This window comes from Hoeflea sp. YIM 152468, assembly GCF_029210485.1.
In the GTDB taxonomy this organism is placed as follows: domain Bacteria; phylum Pseudomonadota; class Alphaproteobacteria; order Rhizobiales; family Rhizobiaceae; genus Hoeflea.
On sequence record NZ_JARGET010000003.1, the window covers coordinates 141,502 to 164,662 of the forward strand.

The 23,161-nt window shown below is 60.0% G+C and carries 20 protein-coding genes; 14 read left to right on the forward strand and 6 right to left on the reverse strand.

Annotation, left to right across the window (positions count from 1 at the left end; translation table 11 throughout):
- Window positions 1-85: 85 nt before the first annotated feature.
- Complete coding sequence (locus PZ897_RS00980; RefSeq protein WP_275749051.1) at window positions 86-979, forward strand: LysR family transcriptional regulator; 894 nt, start codon at window positions 86-88, stop codon at window positions 977-979.
- Between the two features lie 473 nt (window positions 980-1,452).
- Here the strand turns inward: PZ897_RS00980 and PZ897_RS00985 are convergent, their stop codons facing one another.
- The 3 genes from PZ897_RS00985 to PZ897_RS00995 form a co-directional block, all read right to left on the reverse strand.
- Entirely contained in the window at window positions 1,453-2,244 is a 792-nt protein-coding gene (locus PZ897_RS00985; protein WP_275749052.1) for an ATP-binding cassette domain-containing protein, read from the reverse strand.
- Between the two features lie 11 nt (window positions 2,245-2,255).
- Window positions 2,256-3,608 carry a sugar ABC transporter permease gene (locus PZ897_RS00990; RefSeq protein ID WP_275749053.1) on the reverse strand — a complete coding sequence of 451 codons (1,353 nt, stop codon included), beginning with the start codon at window positions 3,606-3,608 and terminating at the stop codon, window positions 2,256-2,258.
- Between the two features lie 131 nt (window positions 3,609-3,739).
- Entirely contained in the window at window positions 3,740-4,768 is a 1,029-nt protein-coding gene (locus PZ897_RS00995; RefSeq protein ID WP_275749054.1) for a substrate-binding domain-containing protein, read from the reverse strand.
- 593 nt (window positions 4,769-5,361) lie between these two features.
- Between PZ897_RS00995 and PZ897_RS01000 the strand changes: the two genes are divergently transcribed.
- From PZ897_RS01000 to PZ897_RS01010, 3 genes are read left to right on the forward strand one after another with little or no spacing between them, the layout of a single operon-like run.
- Complete coding sequence (locus PZ897_RS01000) at window positions 5,362-6,594, forward strand: ROK family transcriptional regulator (RefSeq protein WP_275749304.1); 1,233 nt, start codon at window positions 5,362-5,364, stop codon at window positions 6,592-6,594.
- On the forward strand, window positions 6,591-8,030 hold the full coding sequence (locus tag PZ897_RS01005; protein WP_275749055.1) for a di-heme oxidoredictase family protein: 1,440 nt from the start codon (window positions 6,591-6,593) through the stop codon (window positions 8,028-8,030). The genes PZ897_RS01000 and PZ897_RS01005 overlap by 4 nt, the downstream gene beginning before the upstream one ends.
- The gene (locus PZ897_RS01010; RefSeq protein ID WP_275749057.1) at window positions 8,027-9,676 is read left to right on the forward strand and encodes a CRTAC1 family protein; all 1,650 of its coding nucleotides are present in this window, start codon (window positions 8,027-8,029) and stop codon (window positions 9,674-9,676) included. The genes PZ897_RS01005 and PZ897_RS01010 overlap by 4 nt, the downstream gene beginning before the upstream one ends.
- Window positions 9,677-9,688: 12 nt before the next feature.
- Here PZ897_RS01010 and PZ897_RS20290 read toward each other — a convergent pair whose 3' ends face one another.
- Complete coding sequence (locus PZ897_RS20290; protein WP_343217434.1) at window positions 9,689-10,093, reverse strand: helix-turn-helix transcriptional regulator; 405 nt, start codon at window positions 10,091-10,093, stop codon at window positions 9,689-9,691.
- On the opposite strand from PZ897_RS20290, the gene PZ897_RS20295 reads away from it, so the two are divergent.
- Together PZ897_RS20295 and PZ897_RS01020 are read left to right on the forward strand one after the other, a co-directional pair.
- Window positions 10,058-10,585, forward strand: a complete 528-nt coding sequence (locus PZ897_RS20295; RefSeq protein ID WP_343217435.1) for a hypothetical protein — start codon at window positions 10,058-10,060, stop codon at window positions 10,583-10,585. The genes PZ897_RS20290 and PZ897_RS20295 overlap by 36 nt on opposite strands.
- A gap of 154 nt (window positions 10,586-10,739) precedes the next feature.
- The gene (locus tag PZ897_RS01020) at window positions 10,740-12,368 is read left to right on the forward strand and encodes a long-chain-fatty-acid--CoA ligase (protein WP_275749059.1); all 1,629 of its coding nucleotides are present in this window, start codon (window positions 10,740-10,742) and stop codon (window positions 12,366-12,368) included.
- An 86-nt stretch (window positions 12,369-12,454) separates the two neighbouring features.
- Here PZ897_RS01020 and ugpC read toward each other — a convergent pair whose 3' ends face one another.
- Window positions 12,455-13,540 carry a sn-glycerol-3-phosphate ABC transporter ATP-binding protein UgpC gene (gene ugpC, locus PZ897_RS01025; protein WP_275749306.1) on the reverse strand — a complete coding sequence of 362 codons (1,086 nt, stop codon included), beginning with the start codon at window positions 13,538-13,540 and terminating at the stop codon, window positions 12,455-12,457.
- 70 nt (window positions 13,541-13,610) lie between these two features.
- A complete protein-coding gene (locus PZ897_RS01030) occupies window positions 13,611-14,348 on the reverse strand; it encodes an IclR family transcriptional regulator (protein WP_275749060.1) in 738 nt (245 codons plus the stop codon).
- Between the two features lie 278 nt (window positions 14,349-14,626).
- On the opposite strand from PZ897_RS01030, the gene PZ897_RS01035 reads away from it, so the two are divergent.
- The 8 genes from PZ897_RS01035 (at window position 14,627) to PZ897_RS01070 (ending at window position 23,152) form a co-directional block, all read left to right on the forward strand.
- Window positions 14,627-15,862 carry an extracellular solute-binding protein gene (locus tag PZ897_RS01035; RefSeq protein WP_275749061.1) on the forward strand — a complete coding sequence of 412 codons (1,236 nt, stop codon included), beginning with the start codon at window positions 14,627-14,629 and terminating at the stop codon, window positions 15,860-15,862.
- Between the two features lie 107 nt (window positions 15,863-15,969).
- On the forward strand, window positions 15,970-16,923 hold the full coding sequence (locus PZ897_RS01040; protein WP_275749063.1) for a sugar ABC transporter permease: 954 nt from the start codon (window positions 15,970-15,972) through the stop codon (window positions 16,921-16,923).
- Window positions 16,924-16,926: 3 nt separating this feature from the next.
- Window positions 16,927-17,781, forward strand: coding sequence for a carbohydrate ABC transporter permease (locus tag PZ897_RS01045; RefSeq protein ID WP_275749064.1), 855 nt, complete (start codon window positions 16,927-16,929; stop codon window positions 17,779-17,781).
- Between the two features lie 2 nt (window positions 17,782-17,783).
- Window positions 17,784-19,931, forward strand: a complete 2,148-nt coding sequence (locus PZ897_RS01050; protein WP_275749065.1) for an alpha-galactosidase — start codon at window positions 17,784-17,786, stop codon at window positions 19,929-19,931.
- Window positions 19,931-20,701: an SDR family oxidoreductase gene (locus tag PZ897_RS01055; RefSeq protein ID WP_275749067.1), complete on the forward strand. Its 771-nt coding sequence runs from the start codon at window positions 19,931-19,933 to the stop codon at window positions 20,699-20,701. The genes PZ897_RS01050 and PZ897_RS01055 overlap by 1 nt, the downstream gene beginning before the upstream one ends.
- Window positions 20,698-21,630: a 2-dehydro-3-deoxygalactonokinase gene (locus tag PZ897_RS01060; RefSeq protein ID WP_275749069.1), complete on the forward strand. Its 933-nt coding sequence runs from the start codon at window positions 20,698-20,700 to the stop codon at window positions 21,628-21,630. Before PZ897_RS01055 ends, PZ897_RS01060 begins: the two co-directional genes overlap by 4 nt.
- On the forward strand, window positions 21,627-22,265 hold the full coding sequence (locus PZ897_RS01065) for a 2-dehydro-3-deoxy-6-phosphogalactonate aldolase (RefSeq protein WP_275749071.1): 639 nt from the start codon (window positions 21,627-21,629) through the stop codon (window positions 22,263-22,265). Before PZ897_RS01060 ends, PZ897_RS01065 begins: the two co-directional genes overlap by 4 nt.
- Window positions 22,262-23,152 carry an SMP-30/gluconolactonase/LRE family protein gene (locus PZ897_RS01070; protein ID WP_275749073.1) on the forward strand — a complete coding sequence of 297 codons (891 nt, stop codon included), beginning with the start codon at window positions 22,262-22,264 and terminating at the stop codon, window positions 23,150-23,152. Before PZ897_RS01065 ends, PZ897_RS01070 begins: the two co-directional genes overlap by 4 nt.
- The last annotated feature ends 9 nt before the right edge of the window (window positions 23,153-23,161 follow it).

Consider the following 23,161-nt stretch of genomic DNA (forward strand, 5'->3'; position numbering starts at 1 on the left):
ACAGCCATCGGGGCCGCACCGAACCGGGTCATTTTATGAAGCGTGAGCACTTTCGCCTATTCAGGGTCTGTCCGGACAAGCGGTCATGAACTGGGATGATATCAGGGTCTTTCTTGCTGTCGCGCGCTCGGGCCAGATTCTCGGGGCGGCCCGACGGCTGGGGATAAACCATGCCACAGCGGCGCGGCGGATAACCTCGCTTGAAACGGCGCTCGGTGCGCAGCTGGTGGTCAGGCGCACCAATGGCTGCGGCCTGACCGGCGAAGGCGAGACATTTCTGGTGCATGCCGAACGCATGGAAGCGGAGATGCTGGCCGCACAGTCCAATCTCGGCCGCCCCGACAGCGCCATATCCGGCACGGTGCGGATCGGGGCTCCGGACGGGTTCGGCGTGTCTTTTCTGGCGCCCAGGCTTGGGGTTCTGATTGCACGCCATCCGGATTTGCGGCTGCAGCTGGTCCCGGTGCCGCGCAGCTTTTCGCTGCCGCAGCGCGAAGCCGATATCGCCATTACGGTCGAACGCCCGGTTGAGGGGCGGCTGGTGGCGCGCAAGCTGGTAGACTATTCGCTGTCGCTTTACGCGTCGCGCGCCTATCTCGCCGAACACGGGACCCCGCAAGACGCCGACGATCTCAAGGCCCACCGTCTGATCAGCTATGTCGAGGATCTGATCTTTTCACCATCGCTGCATTTCACCCACGAGATCTTGCGCAACTGGACGGCCCAGTTTGAAATCTCCAGCGCCACAGGACAAACCGAGGCGGTGCGCTCTGGCGCGGGCATTGCGGTGCTGCATGATTATATCGCCGGGCTTGACCCGGACATGATCCGGGTGCTGCCGGAACACCGCATCGGGCGGTCCTACTTCATGGTTTACCATGAATCGGCGCGCGATCTGGCGCGGGTGCGGACCGTGGCCGACCACATCTCAAAGATAGCACAGGACCACAAGGCGTCGTTTTACCCGGGCCGGTCTTGAGGTTCTGCCGCGAGCAGACAAGACGGTACCGGACAAGGCGGCACCGGACGGGCGGCACCGGACGGGCGGCACCGGACGGGCGCTTGATCTGGCACTCGGCAAAGCCGTGTTGGCGGATGCGATCACCCGAAAAACAAAACGCCTGCCGGCATGATACCGACAGGCGCTTGTGGTTTGTCGTGACATCCGAACCGGTGCTTGGGAGGAGGATCCCGGCCCTGATTGTCACGACTGTAGCCATGCCGAATTGGGAGGAGGAGGAGTTCGACATGGCGTTGATCGAGATATGGTGCAGTTTATGCTGCAATGCAATAGGAAAAACACAAGATTCTTTATCTTTTGATAAACCTTCCTAAATCTTTGTAATTTTTCGTGTTTTCACGGAGCGAATGGCCTTCCAGCCCCACAGGCCTTCCGGCAATGTGGCAGCGCAACAAAAAACCGGGACGCTCAGTCCCGGTTTTGATGGTTGATCAGGCTGTTTGCAGGGCGCCAGGCCCGGGAATCGCGCCCGGCGGGCATTTGCCCATGATGATCATGCCGAGAACCTCATCCTTGGTGACATCCGAGGTCTTGGCGTAGCCGACGACCTGGCCGTTCTTCATCACCGTGACACGGTCGGCCAGATCGAAGATATCGTGGATGTCATGGCTGATCAGGAAAATCCCGATGCCTTCCTTTTTCAACTGCTTGATCAGATCGCCAACCTGTTCGGTCTCCTGTGGCCCAAGTGCCGCGGTCGGCTCATCCATGATCAGGATGCGGGCGTTGAACAGGATTGCCCGGGCAATCGCCACCGACTGGCGCTGACCACCGGAGAGCTTGCTGACCGGCTCCTTGAAGCGCTGAAAATTGGGATTGAGACGCCCCATCACCTTGCGGGCCTCCGCTTCCATGGCGATATCATCAAGCGTGCCCCAAGCGGTTTGCAATTCACGGCCGAGATAGAGATTGGCAGCAGCATCAACGTTGTCGGCAACAGCCAGTGTCTGGTAGATCGTCTCGATGCCGTAACGCTTCGCGTCGCGGGGGTTTTCGATCTGTGCTTCTTCGCCATTGATGAAGATCTTGCCCGAATCGCGCTTGTAGGCACCCGAGAGAATCTTGATCAGCGTCGATTTTCCGGCACCGTTGTGGCCCACCAGAGCGACCACTTCGCCGGGAAACAGATCGGTTGAGGCGTGGTCCACGGCCTTGATGCCGCCAAAGGCAATCGAGATGTCGCGAAGTTCGACCAGGGGTGTGTTGTGTGTGGTGTCTGACATGGCAGTTCTCCCTACTTGGCCCGCGCCCGATACATGGTGTCAATCCAGACGGCGAAGACAAGCACTCCGCCCACCACCATCTGCTGGATAGCCGCATCGAAACCGATCAGCACCATTCCGGTTTGAAGTGACTGCATCACGATGGCGCCGAGTACGGCTCCATAAATGGTGCCTACTCCCCCGGCGAATGAGGTGCCGCCGATCACTGCGGCCGCAATCACATACAGCTCATCGAGCGTGCCCAGATTGTTGGTGGCGGAGTTGAGCCGGGCGCTGGCGATCACTGCCGACAGCCCGCACAGAAACCCCATCAGGGCAAAGATCTTGACGGTGACCCAGCGGGTGTTGATGCCGGCCAGCTCTGCTGCTTCCGGGTTGCCGCCAATGGCAAAGACATAGCGGCCAAAGCGTGTCCGCGAGGTCAGGAACGTCATGGCGATTCCGACCGCGATCAGAATGAGAACCGGAATGGCAAAGCCGTGAGAAATAAAGATCTCCTTGACCGGCGTCTCAAGGTTGTTGGCGGCAGCATACTGCCTGACAATTCCGATGGGCCAGGGATAGCTGTTGACCAGCATGACGAAGCCCACTGTCACGCCGCAGCCGACCAGACCGAGAAAGATTTCGGCCCACATCGGCCGAAGCGGAAAGTCGTAACGCTGGCGCTGACGACGGCCGACCAGCATCAGCGCAACGATGCCGATGCAAATGAGAATGCCGACCACCCAGCTGCCAGTGGAACCGATCGAACCGTAAGGCCCGCCACCGAGCAGTGAAAACGTGCTGTCGACCGGAGAAATTGTTTCGCCGCGGGCCAGCAGGAAGGCCGCGCCGCGCCAGACCAGCAAGCCGCCCAGCGTCACGATAAAGGCTGGAATTCCCAGATAGGCAACCAGATAGCCATGAAAACCACCGATCAGGGCGCCAATCAACAATCCGCTCACGACCGCTATGATCCAAATCAGCGGATGACCGAGCCCCAGATACTCCGGCAAGATCCAGACCTGGATAATCGCCATCATCATGGCGCAGAAACCCAGAATTGAACCCACCGACAAATCGATGTGGCGGGTGACGATCACGAGAACCATGCCGGTTGCCATCACCCCGATGGACGCCGTCTGCACGGACAGGTTCCAGATGTTTCGTGCGGTCAGGAAGGATCCACGGCCAAGAACAAGCTCACCATAGAGATGGAATCCAACCCAGATGGTCAGCAAGGCGGCGATCATGCCGAGAAGGCGCACATCGACTTCAGTGGCTCGCATGAACCTGATAAATAGCCCCTCGCGGTCAACGCGACCGGCGCCAGTGGTTGTCTTTGTCGTTGATTGGTTCACCAGGACTCCCCCATCCTCACGCATATTATTCTGCCTCTCCCGACACCGGCACTCCCCCGGCGGCCGCCAGCACCTCTTGCCCAAGCTCCCGGGCGAAGAGAAACCTGCGCCGGCGAGGTTCGCCAGCGCAGAACAGTCTCACACCCTTTGGCTGATCAGCAACCGTTTACGCCATCCATGGCGCCTTCGCAGACCTTGTCCTTGGCGATATGTCCGGCTTCGATGACAACATTGATGTTGTCCTTGGTGATCGGAGTTGGCGCAAGGAAGATCGCGTTCATCTCAACGCCGTTGGCGCCGCCGGACCACTTAACGGCACCCGGGATATCGGACATGGCCTTGCCATCCGCCAGCATGCCGGCGATGTTGCCAGCGGCCTTGCCAAGAGCACGGGAGTCTTTCCAGACCGACACGGTCTGGGTGCCGCGGGCAACGCGGTTGAGAGCGGCATGATCGCCATCCTGGCCACCGACCGGAATGTTGAGGCCCTGGGCCGAGAGCGCTGCGATGACGCCGCCAGCCATGCCGTCGTTTTCCGACAGAACCGCATCAACCTTGTTGTCAGCCGCGGTCAGGATCTGCTCCATGTTCTTCTGGGCATTGTCCGGCTTCCAGCCATCCGTGAAAGCTTCGCCAACAATCTTGATCTTGCCGGCATCGACGTCCTCGCCGATGACTTCCATCATGCCTTCGAGCAGAAACAGCGCGTTCGGGTCACCCTTGTCGCCCTTGATGATGGCATAGTTGCCTTCAGGCTGCTGAGCCTTGACGGTTTCGGCGATGATGCGGCCGACGCCCTTGTTGTCGAAGGTCAGGTAGAAAGCGCGATCATCCTCGATGAGGCGGTCGTAGCCGAGCACCGGAATGCCTTCGGCATCAGCCTTGTCGACCGCTGCGCCGACCGCGCCCGAGTCAACAGACAGGATCACCAGAGCGTTGGCGCCCTGGGCGATCAGGCTTTCGACATCGGTCAGCTGCTTGGCAGCGGAAGCCTGTGCGTCAGCCGAGATGTAGGTGTCGCCATTGGCTTCGATGGCCGCTTTCATGGCGTTTTCGTCGGTTTTCCAGCGCTCTTCCTGAAAGTTGGACCAAGACACGCCGATCACCATGTCCTTGGCGAAAGTCGCAGTCGACATGGTTAGCGCAATGGCCGTGCCGGCCATCAGAGTAAGAATGGATTTCATAGTGTCCTCCCAAGACTAGACCTGCCGGACTGGTCTCTCCTGCCCGGTCAATGCTCAACTGTGCGAGCGGCCAGCAAAGGCAAGCTTTTTTCTCGACAGTCGAGAAAATTAATGTCAGGGTTCCCGCATGCTGTCAACACACCCGGTGAAGGAGGAAGCTCCGGGGTTCAATAAAGCCACACAAGAGTATTCGGCGCCACAACAGCATCGCATCTGCGGCGCGACGGAAATTGCGCAGCGGAGGTCTGGCATAGGAACTGATCCGCAGAAGAAGGGGACACTTCATGACCAATAGTGCGTCCGTGCATGTGCCACGCCAATTTCCCACCGGCCGTTGCTTTGCATAGCAACGCGTTGCAACTGCGGCAAGAAATCTGCTGTCTCGCGTCAGTGGATCGATTGCCGGCGCGCCCTGCCTGCCCACGCCTCCTACGCACAATCCTGGTCTGGTACCGCCGAACAGCGGTGCGCGGGACGCCGCAGACCCCTGACAATGCGGCAGTGGTTTGCCACACATGTCCAATGGACACATGGCGACGGTCATTGCGGCGCAGCACTTCGGTCACGAGCCGGAAAAGGCAGGGTGGAGTTTCATGCTGACCAGATCCAGTACCGAACTTGTACGCCAGCAGAATCGGGCGCTCGTGCTGGAAGCGCTGCGCCAGCAAAGCGGCCAGTCGCATACCGACCTGGCGCTGGAGACAGGCCTTGCGTCGGCAACCGTTACCGCGATCACCCGCGATCTGGAAAACGAGCGTGTCATCGAGCGGTCGGAGGCTCCGCCTGCAGGCGGCCGCGGGCGGCCACGGGTTCTTTTCAAACAACGCCGCACGGCCGCCTATGCAGCCTTTGTCCGGATATCCTCCGATGCGTTCCAGTATTCGATGGTGGATTATTCGGGCACGCTGATCGACCGGGTCGAGGAAAAACGCGAAAACACCGGTCAGAAGGTGGAAGCGTTCGCCAATGACATTCGTGCTGCCCTCGTCCGGTTGGTGGAGCGGACCCGGATTTCACGCGAGGATCTGAAAGCGATCTCGATTTCCTCGAAGGGGCTGGTGGCGGACGACAACACAACGCTGCTGTGGTCTCCGGTGTTGGGCAGTCAGCAAATCAATCTGCGCACGACGCTTGCACCCGATTGGAAGGCCAATGTCACGCTCAGCCATGAAAGCCGGCTTGTCGCCAGCGCGTTGCACACCGCGTTAGCCCGTCAGGAAGGCAAACCCATACCGCGTCTGGCTGCCCTGTCGCTCGGCCACTCCATCGGGCTTGGCGTTGTCCATACCGGAGCTGATGGCGCAACTTGGGCCCGTGCGCCGGTCTTCGGACATATGATCCATACGCATGGCGGCGCGCTGTGCCGCTGTGGATCACACGGCTGTATCGAAGCTTATGCGGGGTTCTACGCAATCCTGCGCACCGCGTTCGAAGTGCCTCCCACGACCATTCCCGCCAGCTTCGTCCCGTTTCGGGAGGTTGAGAAAATTGCGATTTTGGCCCGGCGGGGCGACCGGATGGCCGAGTTTGCCTTCCGGCAGGCCGGAACGGCGCTCGGCAACGGGCTAGCGCGCTTGATCAGCCTGCACGGCAAGATGCCGGTGGTTTTCACCGGACCGGGCATCCGCTTTTTCGATCTGATGCGACCGGGCATTGACCAGGGTCTGTCCGCTTCCCTCGGCATCCGGATCGAAGGCCCCCCAGACATCTCGCTTTCGCTCGACGAGGAACGCCTCGTTTATGAAGGCCACCTCAATCATACCATGGCGGCTATCGACCGCGATGTCATAGCGGCCAAGATCAATGGACAGGGAGGATCACCATGATCAGTTCAGCACCGGGAGGACGATGGAGACGGCTTTTTGCCACACTGCTTGGACTGCAGTTCGCGTTGGCCGCCACCGCGAGCGCTGACGAACCGTGGGCCGAACGCACAGCGGCGCTCGGTGCAATCAGCGTCATGCCAAGCGGGGTTTTGCCGAAAGATGAATTGGAGCGCTTGATCGACATCGGCGAAGCCCTGTTTCGAGCCAATTTCACCACCCTGGACGGTGTCGGGCGGCCGCAGGCAACTCAGGCCATTGACCCGACGCGGCGCAAACACCCGCGCGCGCAGATGTTTTTCCGAACCGCCGGCCCGGATGCCGGTTCCTGCGCCGCCTGTCACAACCAGCCCGCAATCGGCGGAGCCGGTGACTTTGTCGCCAATGTGTTTACTTCCGAGGGCTTTGAAAGCGCCGATTTCGATTCCCTTGATCCACAGTTTTCCAGTGAACGCGGGACCAATCATCTCTTTGGCGCCGGTCTCATCGAGCTGCTGGCCCGTGAGATGAGCCACGACCTGCACACCATCCGCAGCAAGGCTCTTGCGCGCGCGCGCGCCGAAGGCGCGGCGGTGCGGCTTGCCCTGCAGACGAAAGGCGTTGCCTTCGGGCATATTACCGCCGAGCCGGACGGTTCAGTCAATCTCGACGAGCTAGATGGCCTCGACACAGACCTCGTCATCCGCCCGTTCAGCCAGAAAGGCGTGATGACCTCGCTGAGACAATTCACCGTCAACGCGCTCAACCATCACCACGGCATGCAGTCCGATGAGCGTTACGGCGCGCGCTGGACCGGTTCTGACGATTTTGACGGCGACGGCACTTTCGCCGAAATCTCCACCGGCGACGTCTCCGCGCTGGTAGCCTGGCAGGCGACACTGCGCGCTCCGGTGCGGGTGGTTCCCGACATTGAAGGATGGGCCGAGGCCGCAGAACGGGGCGAGGCAGCCTTTACCGATCTTGGCTGTGCGAGTTGTCACCGCCCTGCCCTGCCGCTTGACTCTCTGTCCTTTGCCGATCCGGGTCCGCTGGATCTGGCGGGCACCCTGAACGACCGGCAGGTCAGCGACACGGCAATTTACGACATCGCCTTGCTGGATTGGGCAGCAGATCTGCCCCGCGATGCCGCGGGCCGGGTGCTGGTGCCGTTGTATGGTGACCTCAAGCGATATGTGATGACCGACAGTCAGATCGATGCACTTGGCAATGAGCTTCTGTCGCAGCGGTTTGTTGACCGCAATATTTTCCAGACGGCAGAACTGTGGGGCGTCGGGTCGACACAGCCCTATGGTCACAGGAATGATTTCAGCAGTCTGCATGACATCATCCTCGCCCATGGCGGCGCCGGGCGCAGCGCTCGGGACGCCTATGCCGCCGCGTCCGATTCGGAAAAATCGGCGCTGATTGCCTTTCTCAAGACCCTGGTGATTTTGCCATGACCCATCTTCAATCCACCCTTGCCCTCGGCGCTCTTTGCTTCCTTGCTCTGAACCACTCCGCTGGTGCCCAGCCCGCCTTTACCGCGGATGTCCCGATACTCCACGAAGAAGCGGCCAGCGCGGGCATCAACCAAACCTACACGGGAGGATGGGAATATTTTGTCGGCGGCGGTGCCGCGAGTTTCGATTGCAATGGCGATCGCCTTCCCGATCTCCTGATCGCCGGCGGCTCTTCGCCAGCCAGGTTTTTTGTCAATGAAAGCCCCACCGGTGGCGCTCTGTCCTTCAGGCAGCTTGAAACAGGCCTGGAGGCCGAAGACCTGACCGGCGTTCTGGGCGCCTATCCGCTGGATATCGACAATGACGGGCATACGGACCTGGTCCTGCTCCGGCTCGGGCGCAATCTTGTGCTCAAGGGCGGACCCGATTGCACATTCGAGAAAGCCAACCGGACCTTTTCCATCGATGGCGGACGCGCCTGGTCGACGGGAATGTCAGCCACCTGGGAGAAGGGCAATATCTTTCCCACTCTCGCCATCGGCAATTATGTTGACCGCTCGGCCCCGGGAACGCCCTTCGGAACCTGCGAGCCCAACCAGTTGCTCAGACCCGCGCCGGGTGAGGTGCCCGACTATTCGGAATCCATGCGTCTGGAACCGGGCTACTGCGCCTTGTCGGTGCTGTTTACCGACTGGAACCGCTCGGGACGCCGCGACCTGCGGATCACCAATGACAGGCAATATTATCGTGGCGGAGAAGAACAATTGTGGGAAATGCCCGAGGGCCGCCCTCCCCGTCTCTACTCCGCTTCGCAAGGCTGGCAGCGGTTGACCATCTGGGGCATGGGTATCGCCGAAACGGATTTCGATGCCGATGGCCTGCCGGAATATGCGCTGACGTCGATGGGCGATACCAAACTGCAAAAGCTTGATGACGAGGCCGGCGAAGACCGGCCTACCTATCGCGACATCGCTTTCGAGAAGGGCGCCACCGCGCAGCGGCCCTACACAGGCGATGACCCGAAACCCTCAACCGGCTGGCACAGCCAGTTCGCCGATATCAACAATGACACCAAAATCGATCTTTTCATCGCCAAAGGTAATGTGCAGGCGATGTCTGATTTCGCCAGCTTCGACCCCGACAACCTGCTGCTGGGCGGGTACGACGACACATTTCATGAGCACGGCATGCAGGCAGGTCTTGCGCTTGATACACGCGGCCGCGGCGCCGTGGTGGAGGATTTCAACATGGATGGCATGCTGGATCTGCTGGTTGTCAACCGCGAACACCCCGCAAGCCTGTTCCGCAATCTTGGAGCAGCGACGGAGTGGGGGCACCGGCCGCTGGGCAACTGGGTCAAGATCGAACTCGACAATGGCACGGTCAATCCGGCGGCCGTCGGGGCGCTGATATCCGTGCGTACCGGCACAAGAACCCAAACGCGCCGGATCCAGGTGGGAGGCGGACATGCTTCAGGCCAGGCGGGCTTCACGCATCTGGGTTTGGGTGTGTCCGAGCGTGCGACGATCCGCGTGCAATGGCCTGACGGCGAATGGAGTCACCCTTACCGGGTGTTTGCCAACCAGCACGTCAAGATCATTCGTGGTGAAGCCAACGCCCGCTATTGGTATCCGGTCACGCGATAGGCCCGGACGCCTTCACTGAATAAAGCCGACGCGCAAGGCATAGGCTACGGCCTGGGTTCGATTGACGGCGTCGAATTTTCGTGCCGCGTTGTTGAGATAATGATTGACCGTGTGTTCCGACAGGCCAAGGATCTGGGCAATTTCCGCCGATGTCTTGCCCTTGGATGTCCAGATCAGGCATTCATGCTCGCGCTCCGTCAGCGGTGAATCCGCTTTTGGCGGCTTGGCTGAGACCTGACGAAGCTTGTTGTGCGCAAGGTGTCCACAAAGTGTCAGCTCCGCTGTCTCACCGAAACTCAAGGGCGCCCGGTTGCCAACAAAGCAAACCGCTGCTGGCCCGTGATCGGGGTGATAGACCGGGACAATGAACCAGTAATTCTGATGATATCTGGAAGCGACGCTTTCGGCGAAGCTCATGAAACTGTTTCGCGGCACAGAACAGGAACCGTCAACCCTGTATTCGACTGGCGCGCCGGCATCCCGGAGGGCATCCGTCAATGGATTGCTGGTCAAACAGTTGTCTGCTGGATTTCCCTGAACGATATCAGAGGGAGCCGAGGTAATGACAACGTCCTCGGAGAAAGAGCCTGTGCTGACACCGGGCGTGTCGACAACAAGAAAATACCGGAACGCGTAAGTCTCCGTGATCTCCCGAAGCAGCCTGAGAAGATCAAATTGCGTCGCGCACGCTTCCAAACGCTGGTGGACAGTCTGCAACGCGCCCAATTGCCGGCCCTGAGCAGTCATGTGCCTTCAGGCCCCGCAACACACGGCCTCTGCCCGGACGACTTCGTGACTGCGACGGAACTGGTGATTCCGAAAAACTTCCTGATCTGCAATCTGCTCATCCAATCCACAAACCACTACCGAAATCACCGCATTGGATGTAGCGCCGTAGACGCATACTGAACCCAAGACCAGGACCAAATCCGCGTATACTTAAGACTATACTAAATTGCAACACATTCAAATCTATAGATCTGCGCCAGTTTGGTGTTGTCTCCCTTCTCTATCCGGCGCTACTGTTTCCTCTGGATGAGGACAAAAACAAGATGGGGATCAAATGCTTGGAATGATGCAGGAGTGGCCGCTGCTTTGCCACAAGGTACTCGATCATGCGGCGACCTATCACGGACAGAGAGAAATTGTGTCGCGGTCTGTCGAAGGACCCTTTCATCGAACCAGCTATGCGGCGGTTCGCGGCCGCTCTCTCCAACTCGCCCAAAGACTCGACCGAGACGGCTACGGCGTCGGTGACCGCATTGCGACCATGGCCTGGAACACCTGGCGCCATCTGGAGAGCTGGTACGGGATTTTGGGGATCGGGGCGATCTACCACACCCTCAATCCGCGGCTTTTTCCCGAACAGATCACCTGGATCATGAACGATGCCGAAGATCGCATGCTGTTTGTGGATCTCACCTTCGTCAAACTGGTCGAGATGATCGCGCCAAACGTTCCCAGCCTCGAACGCATTGTGATTCTGACAGACGACGCGCACATGCCGGAAACCTCGCTCATCAACGCGGTTTCCTATGAAAGCTATCTTGCAGAAACTGATGGCGACTTCGCATGGGCCGATTTCGACGAAAGAACCGCAGCCGGGATGTGCTACACGTCCGGGACCACCGGCGATCCCAAAGGCGTGATCTATTCGCACCGGTCGAATGTGCTGCATGCAATGGCGGCCTTGCAGCCGGACATGCTCAACCTGTCCTCCAAAGACCGGCTGATGCCGGTGGTGCCATTGTTTCACGCCAACGGCTGGTCCACGGCATTCTCGGGCCCGATGGCGGGCTGCACAATGGTATTGCCCGGCGCGGGAATGGATGGCGCATCGATCTACGAGATTTTGACTGAGGAAAAAGTCACGATCACGGCAGCGGTGCCAACCATCTGGCTGATGCTGCTTCAGCACATGGAAAAAATTGGTGGACAGCTGCCTGACCTGTCCCGCGTGGTGATCGGTGGTTCGGCTTGTCCGCGCGCAATCACGCAAGCTTTCCAGGACATCTACGGGGTCGAGGTCATCCATGCCTGGGGCATGACTGAAATGAGCCCGCTCGGGACAATTTGTTCGCTAAAACCCGAATACAGCCATCTGGAGGGCGCGGCCAAACTCGATCTCCAGGTCAAGCAGGGGCATCCGCCTTTTACGGTCGAGATGAAAATTACCGATGACGCAAACAGCGAGTTGCCCTGGGATGGCAAAACCTTCGGCCGGCTGAAGGTTCGCGGTCCCGCAGTCTCCTCATCCTATTACAAGGACCGCGGCGCCGACCAATTCGAGACCGGAGGCTGGTTCGATACCGGCGACGTCGCCCATATCAACGCCTCGGGCTACATGGAAATCACCGACCGGGCCAAAGACGTGATCAAATCCGGCGGCGAGTGGATCTCCACGATCGAAATCGAGAATCTGGCTGTGGGACATCCCGATGCGGCCGAAGCCGCAGTGATCGGCGTTGCGCATCCGAAATGGGACGAGCGGCCACTGCTGGTGGTGGTCATCAAGGATGGGCGCACGCCGACGAAACAATCGATGCTCGACTTTCTCGATGGAAAGATCGCCAAATGGTGGATGCCCGATGACGTGGTTTTCGTTGACGAGATTCCGCACACGGCGACGGGCAAAATCCAGAAGACGGTGTTGCGCGACCGGTTCAAGGATTACCGTCTGCCAACCGCCTGACACGGTGCTCGTCCACATGCTCGCCCGAGCAGAAGGACGCGAGCGCATTTCCACCTCGGGTTCTTTGACGATCCAATCCGGTTCGATCAGCGCAGGCGCAAGCCCGTTCCGTCATCAAACAGGAAGGCCCGTTCCGGATTGAAACCCGTCTTCAAAACATCGCCTTCCTGCACCTGACGATTGTCGCGCAGCTCGATGGTCAGCGGCATTTCCTCTTCGGATCGCGAATAGGCAAAGGATGACCCGCCGAGATGTTCGATCACATCAATGGGTGTCTCGATGCTGATCGCGCCCGCCGGATCGAAATGTTCCGGGCGCAGGCCCAGTGACAGCGCAGTTCCCTTTTGCGGGTGCGGAGTGCTGATGTTCATCGGGACCACTACATTTCCCATATCTGTCAGGCGCACGGTCAAGGTGTCACCTTCGGAAGCGGCCACCACAGCAGGCAGAAAGTTCATCCGTGGCGAGCCTATGAAACCCGCGACAAAGGCATTGTCGGGGTCGTCATACAGATGCAGAGGCGATCCGACTTGCTCCACGCGGCCGGCGCGCAAGACAACGATCTTGTCGGCAAGCGTCATGGCCTCAACCTGATCGTGCGTCACGTAGATCATCGTTGCGCCGAGATCCTTGTGCAGCTTGGCGATTTCGAGGCGCATCTGCACCCTGAGCTCGGCGTCAAGATTGGACAGGGGTTCGTCAAACAGGAAAACCTTGGGTTGGCGGACAATCGAGCGGCCAATGGCCACCCGCTGACGCTGCCCGCCGGACAGCTGCTTCGGCTTTCGCTTGAGCAATGGCCCGAGATGCAGGATCTCGGCGGCCCGGGCCACACGCGATGACACCTCGCTTGCGGGATGACCAGTCATCTTGAGGCCAAACCCCATGTTCTCCTCAACCGTCATGTGCGGATACAGTGCGTAGGACTGGAACACCATGGCAACCCCCCGATCCGCCGGCTCCGCTTTGGTCACATCGACATCGCCGATTGTCATAGAGCCTCTGGTGGCATCCTCCAGCCCGGCAATAAGCCGCAAAAGGGTGGACTTGCCGCAGCCGGAGGGGCCAACAAACACGGTGAATTCTCCATCATCCACGCTCAGGTCAACGCCATGAATGACATCTACCGATCCAAATGATTTCTCGACCTTGCGGAGTTCCAGCCCTGCCATTTTCTCTCCCTCTTCCGGCATCATGCCGGTTTCTTGCACCCCGCCGGAGCAGCCGGCGCTGTCACCTGTGTTACGGTCTCGGCCCAAGCCGCGGCCCCATGTCGTCCATGATTGCGCCAGCAGTTTCGCGGACCAGCTGGGCCCAGGATTGCAACGCCTCCATCGATACCCGGTAAGCCGGTCCGGTTACCGAAACACCGGCTACAAATGTGCGGTCAGCACTAAACAGTGGCGCAGCGACACAGCGAATGCCCAGTTCATGCTCTTCGCGATCATAGGCATTGCCGGAGCGCCGGATTTCCCCGATCTCCGCGCGCAACTGGTCGGCTGTCACCAGGGTGTGTTCGGTGAACCGGCGGAACTGAATGGCGTCGATCACGCCGGTGAGAGCGTGGTCATCCATTGCCGACAATGCGGCCTTGCCGACACCGGTACAGTAGACCGGCGACGCATTGCCGATTTGAGAGTACATGCGCACCGCCTGACGGCTTTCCACCTTATCGAGATAGATCACCTCGGTGCCGCGCAGCACACCCAGGTGCACGGTCTCGCCTGTGCGCTCATGCAACAGCCTGAGATGCGGTTCTGCGATAGCGCGAAACTGATTGCCGGCCCAGGCTTTGGCGGCGAATTTGAGCAATCGCAGCCCCAGCGTATAGGTATGATCGCGATTGAGGCTCAAGAGGCCTTCCTCGACAAGATTGGTCAGTTGCCGGTGCAATGTACCGCGCGGCTGGTTGCTCAACGCCAGAATGGCCGTGAACCGCATCGGCTCTTCGGCGGAGGCGACGATATCGAGTACCGACATCGCCTTTCCGAGCGTTCCGGTGTCCGGTTGCGGCTTGCCACGGGCCGGTGCTGCCGAAGAATCTTCGCCGCTGACTGAAGCTGAATCCAATTGGTTTTTTGGCGCCTGTTGCAAGTTTCCTCCCCCGAGCAGCGGTGGCCGCGACGTTTGCCGCTTGACATTTATTACACCATAGCCTGATAATTCTGAATAGTCAAACTGAGTTCCATATAACGGAACTTGATAAGGCTGTCCGCTCAGTGCGGATGGATCCGGGTCCAACGGGAGGTAGACCACCAATGAAATCGCTACTTAAAACCACATTCACCGGCGCGGTCGCGCTGGCCATGATGACCAGCGCCTCGTTCGCCAGCGAGTTGATCATCACCTATGACGATCTCAATCCGGGGCCCAAAGCGGCCTTTGAAGCGGCCGTTGAAAAATTCAAGGGCGAAAACCCGGACATAAACGTCACCGTCAACAACAATGACCGCGAAGCGCACAAGACTGCGATCCGGAATTTTCTGACTGCCGACGCGCCGGACGTGACCACCTGGTACGCTGGCAACCGCATGCGTCCATTTGTTGACGCCGGACTGTTTGCTGATGTGTCCGACGTCTGGGAAGCCGAAGGCTTTTCCAAGACACTCGCCTCAACCAAGCCATCCATGACCGTCGACGGCAAACAATACGGCGTGCCCTACACCTACTATCAGTGGGGTGTTTATTACCGCAAAGACATCTTCGACAAACTCGGCCTGTCCGAACCGAAGACCTGGGACGAGTTCATCGCGGCGTCAAAAACAATCAACGAAAGCGGCGTCAAGCCGTTCACGATCGGGACCAAGTTCCTTTGGCCTGCAGCAGGCGTCTTCGATTATCTCAACCTGCGCCAGAACGGCTATGATTTCCATAACCAGCTGACGGCCGGCGAAGTCAAATATACCGACCAGCGCGTCCGCGACACCTTCGCACGCTGGCAGGAATTGCTGGATGCCGGCGGCTGGGTTGACAATCATGCGACCATGGACTGGCAGGAAGGCATGAGCCTTTTCATCAATGGCGAAGCCGCCATGTATGTCATGGGCAACTTTGCGGTTGGCTCGATGCGCGATGGCGGCCTCACCGAAGAGCAGATCGATTTCTTCCAGTTTCCGGTGATCAATCCGGACATTGCCAATGCGGAGGAAGCTCCGACTGATACCTGGCACATGCCAACCAACGCCAAAAACCCGGAAAATGCCAAGAAATGGCTTGCCTTTGTTGCACGTGAAGATGTCCAGACGGAATGGAACGAGGCGCTCGGCCAGTTGCCGATCAACTCGAACTCCACTGTCGGCGACGACAAGTTCATTCAGCAAGGCTTCGCCACGCTCAACGCCGCCGCGGGCATCGCCCAGTTCTACGACCGCGACGCCCCGGCAGAAATGGCCAAGGCCGGCATGGAAGGTTTCCAGGAATTCATGGTCAAGCCAGAACGCCTGGACGCCATTCTCGAACGCCTCGATAAGGTTCAGGAGCGCGTTTACAAATAACCGCGAATGACAGGACGCCGGGCCATCAGCGCCCGGCGTCCTGGTGGGAACTGCCAGAATCCGGACAAACACAAGGTTCGTGTGACAGGCGCTTGGGAGGGCAAGGCATGAGCGATGCGACGACACATCCAGGATCCACAGTCGTAAAAGCCTCATCGTATGGCTGGTTCCACCGCAATCGCATCAAGCTCGCCCCTTGGCTGTTTCTGGCACCCGCGCTGATCTTCTTCGCCATCTATGTGGTGATCCCAATTTTCCAGTCGATCTGGATTTCATTTTACGAATGGAATGGTCTCGACAATGCCGACGGCAGCTCGAGCGCGGTATGGGTCGGCCTACGGCACTATTTCGACCTGCTCGACGATGACAGATTCTACACTTCCCTTAAAAACAACGTTCTCTGGCTGGTGCTGTTCATGCTGGCTGTCCCAATCGGCCTGGGGATCGCGCTGTTTCTTAATCAAACCGTGACCGGCATCCGGATTTACAAGTCGCTGTTCTTTTTCCCCTTCGTCATTTCGCAAGTCGTCGTCGGTCTGATCTTCTCGTGGTTCTACAATCCCAATTTCGGAATTGTCGGCCAGGTCTGGGAGTTCTTCGGGGCCGTCCCGCCTGCCATTCTGGCGGATGAAGATCTTGTCACCTACGGCATTATTTTCGCTGGCCTGTGGCCGCAGATCGCTTACTGCATGATCCTTTACCTCACCGGCCTCAACAATGTCGCCCCGGACCAGATTGAAGCCGGGCGGCTTGATGGCGCCAAGGGCTGGAAGATGCTGTGGTACGTCGTCCTGCCGCAGCTCTGGCCGGCCACGTTCCTTGCGATCGTGGTCACGGTCATCGGCGCACTTCGGTCGTTCGACATGATCGCGATCATGACCCAGGGCGGCCCCTATGGCTCATCCAACGTGCTGTCCTATTACATGTATGAGACCGCACTTTCCGAATATGGCTACCGCTACGGATACGGCTCGGCCATCGCCGTTGTTCTGTTTGCCATAATGATGATCTTCATCAGCTTCTTCCTGTGGAAGATGTGGCGCGACGAGAGAGGCAGTTAGCAGATGTTTCCTGCACCCATTGAACGTTCTTCACCCTCTGCGCAGATCGCTTACAAAGTCGCGCTGCCGATAGCACTGGTGATCTGGTTGCTGCCGTTGCTGGCGATCTTCATGACCTCGATCCGCCCGGCGATGGACATCAATTCGGGCAATGTGTTCGGCTGGCCATCGAGTTTCCAGCTGCTCGAAAACTACTCGGCGGTGTTTACCCAATCCCGCGCCGGGACCTATATGCTGAACTCTGTTCTGGTTACCGTACCGACCATGATCGTCTCGGTGGCGCTCGCCTGTCTTGCCGGCTATGCGCTTGCGATTTACCGCGATTTTAAATGGGCTTTGCCGCTGTTCTTCCTGTTCGTCGCCGGTAATTTCGTTCCGTTCCAGATCCTGATGGTACCGGTCCGCGATCTCTCGGTCCGGACAGATACCTACGACACGATATTGGGGCTGGTGCTGTTTCACTCAGCGTTCCAAACCGGTTTCTGCACATTGTTCATGCGCAACTTCATCAAGGCGCTGCCTTACGAACTCGTCGAAAGCGCGCGGATCGAGGGCGTTGGCGAGTTCAAGATCTTCTGGTATCTGGTCCTGCCGCTGGTCCGACCGGCGATCGCAGCTCTCGCGGTGCTGGTTTTCACCTTTATCTGGAACGATTTTTTCTGGGCGACTGTCCTCATTCAAGGCGATGACCGGCTGCCGATCACGGCCGGAGTGCGCGCGCTGAACGGCCAGTTCGTGAGCCAGTGGCAACTGGTTTCGGCGGCCTCTCTGCTTGCGGCGATGCCGCCGGTGCTGATGTTCTTTCTGATGCAGAAACACTTCATTGCCGGTCTCACCCTCGGTGCGACAAAGGGATAACAATGCTCCAGCCAGAATTGCCAGACTTTGCCGTCACCGACGTCCACAGGCTCGACGGTGGTGACCGGACCGCTGTCTTTGCCAGCTTCAACAACGGCGTGCCGTGCCTGATCCATTTCGGACCTACGCTGCCGAAGCCAGACGATCTGGCCGCGCTGGCAATTGCCACGATCGCCAATGTCGGCGCCGGCCAGATCGATCCGTTCCAGCCGCTGACGCTGTGCCCGCTCGCCATCACCGGCTGGCAAGGACATCCGGGCATGATCCTGCAGGATGCTCAGGGTCGCGATTATCTCGCCAATCCGCAGCTCGCCGGCATACACGCCGATGGCGCCAATGGTGTCCGCTTCTCGCTGGCTGACCGGGGCAACCCCGACGGCATCAGTCTGGTCATTTCGGTCCGTCTCGATCCCGAAACCGGCATCCTGCGTCTGTCGGAGACGCTGACCTTACCCGACGACTGGAGCTGCACCTGGCTTGCCGCAGCTGCCGTGCCAGCGCCCACAGGGATGAACCGGATCATCGACCATTCCGGCCGCTGGTGTGGCGAATTCCAGCGTCAGGAAACGGGGTGGCGCACCGGCGCCCACAGCCGCGAAAGCCGCGAAGGCCGTACCGGCCACGCGCATTTCCCCGGCGTCACTCTGGCCACTGCCGCCACCGGCGAGAGCACAGGCGACTGCCTGGCTGCAACACTCGCCTGGAGCGGCGGCCACCGGATGCTGGCCGAGCAACTTGCCGACGGGCGGCGGCAGGTGCAGTTCGGTGTGCTCGACGACGGGCTGGCGCGTGGCGAAATCGTTTCACCGGTGCTGCTGCTATCCTGGTCGGATCAGGGTTTCAACGGCATTGCCCAGTCCTTTCATCGCCACACCCGCTCTGTCCAGGCGCCGGTCAGCGCCCGGCGTGACCGCGAGCCACACCCGGTTCATTACAATTGCTGGGAAGCGGTCTATTTCAGCCATGACCTCGAGGAGCTCAAAACCATCGCCTCGCTGGCTGCCCGCCTGGGCGCCGAACGCTTCGTGCTTGATGATGGCTGGTTCCGCGGCCGCAACGATGACACTTCAAGTCTGGGCGACTGGGAGATCGACCGGGTGAAGTTCCCGGACGGTCTCACCCCGTTGATTGAACATGTCCAAGCCCAAGGTATGCGCTTCGGCCTATGGTTCGAACCCGAAATGGTCAACCGCGACAGCCAGTTGTTTCGCGCCCATCCCGGTTACATGCTGGGGCCCGTCGACCAACCAAGCGGCCGCAATCAGCATGTCCTCGATATGGCCAGCGAAGAGGTCCGGGCCCATTTGTTCGGACAGATCGACGCGCTTCTTTCCGCCCATCGCATCGACTATGTCAAATGGGACCATAACCGGCCCCTGACCGGCGGCAGACCGGATCAGGCACGCGGATTTCTGACGCTGCTCGGCGATCTGGTCCGTGCCCATCCCGATGTCGATTTCGAGAGCTGCGCGTCGGGTGGCGGACGCATCGATTTCGGCGTGCTGGAGCTGGCGAGCCGGGTCTGGCTGTCGGATTCCAATGATGCAATCGAACGACTGCGAATGCAGCATGAGGCAAGCCGATGGATCGCCCCGGAAGTCCAGGGCTCCCATGTCGGCCCCCGCCATTGCCATACCTCGGGCCGGGTGCTGTCGATGCAGTTTCGGGCATGGGTTGCGGCGCAACGGCATATGGGCTTCGAGATGGATCCACGTGACCTGACATCTGACGAGAGCGCAACACTGCGCCGCGTCACCGCCTGGTGGAAGCACAACCGGGGCTTTCTGTTCTCCGGTCATTTGCACCGGTTGGACAGTGACGACGGTGAAGTCATTGCGGAAATGACGGTGGATACGGAGGCAAACCGGTTTATCTTGTTTGCCGGACAGGCAGGCGCTTCGGCGCAAATTGCCCAGCGCCCCTTGCGGGCAGCCGGGCTTGATCCGGACGCGATCTACCAGATCGCGCTGGTTAACCCCGAGGATGTCAATGAGCGAGCCAACCGGCGCATTGTCAACGCCTTCGGCAACGGCGGCAGCGAACGACTGTCGGGTGCGTTCCTGATGAATCACGGGGTCCGCTTGCCGAATGCCGTTCCGGCCTCCATGACCGTAATTGAAGGGCGAAGGATCGCCCCGGAGCAACACTGATGACGAAACAAACTGTATCATTTCCCGACCTGCAGGACGCGGCTGTTGTCATTACCGGCGGCGGTACCGGCATAGGAGCGGCACTGACGGCAGGATTTGCCGCGCAGGGTGCGAAGGTTGCCTTCATCGACATTGCAGACGCAGCAAGCCGCGCGCTCGCCGCGCGCCTGGCCACGGGCCACCGGCATGCGCCACTGTTCATTCATGCCGACCTCACCGATCTTGACGCCGTCAAACAGGCGGTCGCAGAAGCCGAAAGCGCCCACGGCGCGGCCACCGTGCTGGTCAACAATGCGGCAGTCGACGACCGGCACGAGCTGCTCGACATGAGCGAGGAGTACTGGGACACCAATCAGGCGATCAATCTGAGACCCGTGGCGTTTACCGCAAAGGCGGTTGCGCCGGGGATGATCGCAGCCGGCGGCGGCGCAATCGTCAATTTCACCTCGACGTCCTACATGCTCAATATCGGCGCCATGCCGTCCTACACTGCCGCCAAAGCCGGCATTGTCGGCCTGACCAAAGGGCTTGCCGGACGACTCGGGCCTGACGGCATCCGCGTCAATGCCATTGCTCCGGGCTGGGTGATGACAGAGCGGCAGAAACGGCTGTGGGTGACCGATGCGGGCCTCGCCGCAATGATTGACCGGCAATGTCTCAAGCGGCCGATCGAACCCGAAGACATGGTCGGACCCTGTCTTTTCCTGGCGTCCAAAGCATCTGCCATGATTTCCGCCCAGGTTCTCATCGCAGACGGAGGCATGATGTGAGCTTCTCCCCTGCACTCGTCGCCGTTGACTGGGGCACATCGAGCTTTCGCCTGTGGCTGATGTCACGCGACGGCACGGTGCTGGCCGAACAGCGCAGCGATGAAGGCATGAGCGAAATCGCCGCGCGGGGTTTCGAGACGGTGCTGGAACATCATCTAAGCTGTCTCTCGGTACCAGCGAACCTCCCCGTGGTCATTTGCGGCATGGCCGGATCACGTCAGGGCTGGGTCGAGGCCGGCTATCTCGACACACCGGCCGATGTCACGACCATCGGTGCCCGCGCCACATTGGTGCCGGATGCGGCCAGGCAGGTCATCATTCTGCCAGGCCTGGCCGTGCGTTCGGAAAGCGAGCCGGACGTGATGCGCGGTGAGGAAACCCAGTTGCTTGGCGCCCATCTCGAAATGCCCGGCGGCGCGCGCTACTGCATGCCCGGGACTCACTCGAAATGGGTCAGCATGCAGGGCGCTACGGTGGCCGGGTTTGAAACCTTCATGACCGGCGAACTGTTTTCAACGCTCAGCGCCCGGACCATTCTGGTCCATTCCACAGGCGGTGACGGACCTGTGGAAGCCAATGACCCGGCGTTCCTGACCGGTGTGCGCGATGGCTGGGCACGTCCGGCAAAGACGACGCATCAACTGTTTTCAATCCGGGCCGGGCAATTGCTTTATGACCACGATACGGATGAAAGCCGGGCACGGCTGTCGGGCCTGCTGATCGGCGCTGAATTCGCCGGCGCGGGCGTGCATGGCGACGAACAGATCGGCCTGGTGGCCAGCGGCGCCTTGCAACGGCTCTACCATGCGGCCCTGACCGCGTGCGGCGCCAAGGTTCGCGATATCGACGCCGATGTGGCGGTGCGGCGTGGCCTGATGGAAGCCTGGCAGCGATATTCCAACACCAGCGGAGAACTCACGCAATCATGATACGGATCAAGTTTCCAGCAATGAAGCGCAGCCTCGTGGCGATCCTGCGCGGCATCAAGCCTGAAGAGACCGCCGATATCGTCGATGGTCTGATCGCCGCCGGGTTCACCGCCATTGAAATCCCGCTCAATTCGCCCGACCCGTTCCGCTCCATCGGGATTGCAGTCAAACGGGCGCCGAAAGAGGTGCTGATCGGCGCCGGCACCGTCTTGACCGCAGAAGACGTTGACCGGCTCAATGACATCGGCGGCAGGCTGATGGTCAGCCCCAATGTCGAGCGCGAGGTCATTGCCCAGGCCGCATCGCACGGAATGGTGACGATGCCCGGAGTGTTCACCCCGACCGAAGCGCTTGCGGCCTGCGCAGCCGGTGCGTCGGCGCTCAAATTCTTCCCGGCAAGCGTGCTCGGCCCCTCCGGCATCAACGCCATTCGCGCGATCCTGCCCAAGGATGTTCCTGTCGGCGCGGTTGGCGGTATATCCAACGACGATTTTTCTGCCTATGCCAAGGTCGGCGTCCGCACCTTCGGGCTGGGCTCAAGCCTCTACAAGGCCGGCATGACGGCAGACGAAGTCGCCCGCCGGGCAGCGGCAGCGATCGCTGCGTTCGATGCGCTGATGGTGGACCAGTCATGAGCGTCAAACCCTCCAACTTCTCGGGCGCAAAACTCGATGCGCCGGCAAGCCTGCTCGGCGAAGGCCCGAGCTATGATCCGCATACCGGCACCGCCTGGTGGTTCGACATCATCGGGTGCAGGCTGTTTGAATACGCGCTGGCAACAAACAGTGTCAAAATCCACGTGCTGCCGGTGATGGGCAGCGTGCTGGCCCGCATTGACGACACCCGACAGATGATCGCCACCGAGACCGGGCTGCACCTGCGCCACGTTGCGACCGGTGAACTGGAACTGATCACGCCGATCGAGGCGGACAATGCGGTGACCCGATCCAATGACGGACGGGTTCATCAATCGGGTGCGTTGTGGCTGGGCACCATGGGCAAACAGGCCGAGAACAACGCCGGTGCAATCTACCATGTGGCGCGCGGCAAGGTGACGAAGCTGTATCCGGATATGAGCATTCCCAATGCGATCTGCTTTTCGCCTGACGGGACAATCGCCTATTTCACGGATACCGTGACGGCTCAGCTGATGCGGGTGACCATCGACCCGGCGACTGCGCTGCCAACCGGCACACCGGAGGTCCTTTATGACCACCGTGGTGGCGAGGGCGGACTTGATGGTGCGGTGTGCGACCAAGCCGGCACCATCTGGAACGCCCGCTGGGGAGCCGGATGCGTCGACGCCTACTCGCCGGACGGCAAGCGGTTTGCCTCGTTCAAGGTTCCGGCCAAGCAGACGACTTGCCCCGCCTTTGTCGGCGAAGCAGCCGACCAACTGCTGGTCACATCGGCGCGCGAAGGCTTGTCAGCGGACAAGCTCGGCGCCGATCCAGGCGCCGGCTCGACCTTCCTGCTCGACCACCCGGTCAAGGGCCGGTTCGAGCCAGATTACAGTCTCTGATAGGTTCGG

Coding starts and splice junctions, on each gene's coding strand:
- PZ897_RS00980 (WP_275749051.1), top strand. CDS start 86: ATGAACTGGGATGATATCAGGGTCTTTCTTGCTGTCGCGCGCTCGGGC.
- PZ897_RS00985 (WP_275749052.1), bottom strand. CDS start 2,244: ATGTCAGACACCACACACAACACACCCCTGGTCGAACTTCGCGACATC.
- PZ897_RS00990 (WP_275749053.1), bottom strand. CDS start 3,608: ATGCGTGAGGATGGGGGAGTCCTGGTGAACCAATCAACGACAAAGACA.
- PZ897_RS00995 (WP_275749054.1), bottom strand. CDS start 4,768: ATGAAATCCATTCTTACTCTGATGGCCGGCACGGCCATTGCGCTAACC.
- PZ897_RS01000 (WP_275749304.1), top strand. CDS start 5,362: ATGCTGACCAGATCCAGTACCGAACTTGTACGCCAGCAGAATCGGGCG.
- PZ897_RS01005 (WP_275749055.1), top strand. CDS start 6,591: ATGATCAGTTCAGCACCGGGAGGACGATGGAGACGGCTTTTTGCCACA.
- PZ897_RS01010 (WP_275749057.1), top strand. CDS start 8,027: ATGACCCATCTTCAATCCACCCTTGCCCTCGGCGCTCTTTGCTTCCTT.
- PZ897_RS20295 (WP_343217435.1), top strand. CDS start 10,058: ATGATATCTGGAAGCGACGCTTTCGGCGAAGCTCATGAAACTGTTTCG.
- PZ897_RS20290 (WP_343217434.1), bottom strand. CDS start 10,093: ATGAGCTTCGCCGAAAGCGTCGCTTCCAGATATCATCAGAATTACTGG.
- PZ897_RS01020 (WP_275749059.1), top strand. CDS start 10,740: ATGCTTGGAATGATGCAGGAGTGGCCGCTGCTTTGCCACAAGGTACTC.
- ugpC (WP_275749306.1), bottom strand. CDS start 13,540: ATGGCAGGGCTGGAACTCCGCAAGGTCGAGAAATCATTTGGATCGGTA.
- PZ897_RS01030 (WP_275749060.1), bottom strand. CDS start 14,348: ATGTCGGTACTCGATATCGTCGCCTCCGCCGAAGAGCCGATGCGGTTC.
- PZ897_RS01035 (WP_275749061.1), top strand. CDS start 14,627: ATGAAATCGCTACTTAAAACCACATTCACCGGCGCGGTCGCGCTGGCC.
- PZ897_RS01040 (WP_275749063.1), top strand. CDS start 15,970: ATGAGCGATGCGACGACACATCCAGGATCCACAGTCGTAAAAGCCTCA.
- PZ897_RS01045 (WP_275749064.1), top strand. CDS start 16,927: ATGTTTCCTGCACCCATTGAACGTTCTTCACCCTCTGCGCAGATCGCT.
- PZ897_RS01050 (WP_275749065.1), top strand. CDS start 17,784: ATGCTCCAGCCAGAATTGCCAGACTTTGCCGTCACCGACGTCCACAGG.
- PZ897_RS01055 (WP_275749067.1), top strand. CDS start 19,931: ATGACGAAACAAACTGTATCATTTCCCGACCTGCAGGACGCGGCTGTT.
- PZ897_RS01065 (WP_275749071.1), top strand. CDS start 21,627: ATGATACGGATCAAGTTTCCAGCAATGAAGCGCAGCCTCGTGGCGATC.
- PZ897_RS01070 (WP_275749073.1), top strand. CDS start 22,262: ATGAGCGTCAAACCCTCCAACTTCTCGGGCGCAAAACTCGATGCGCCG.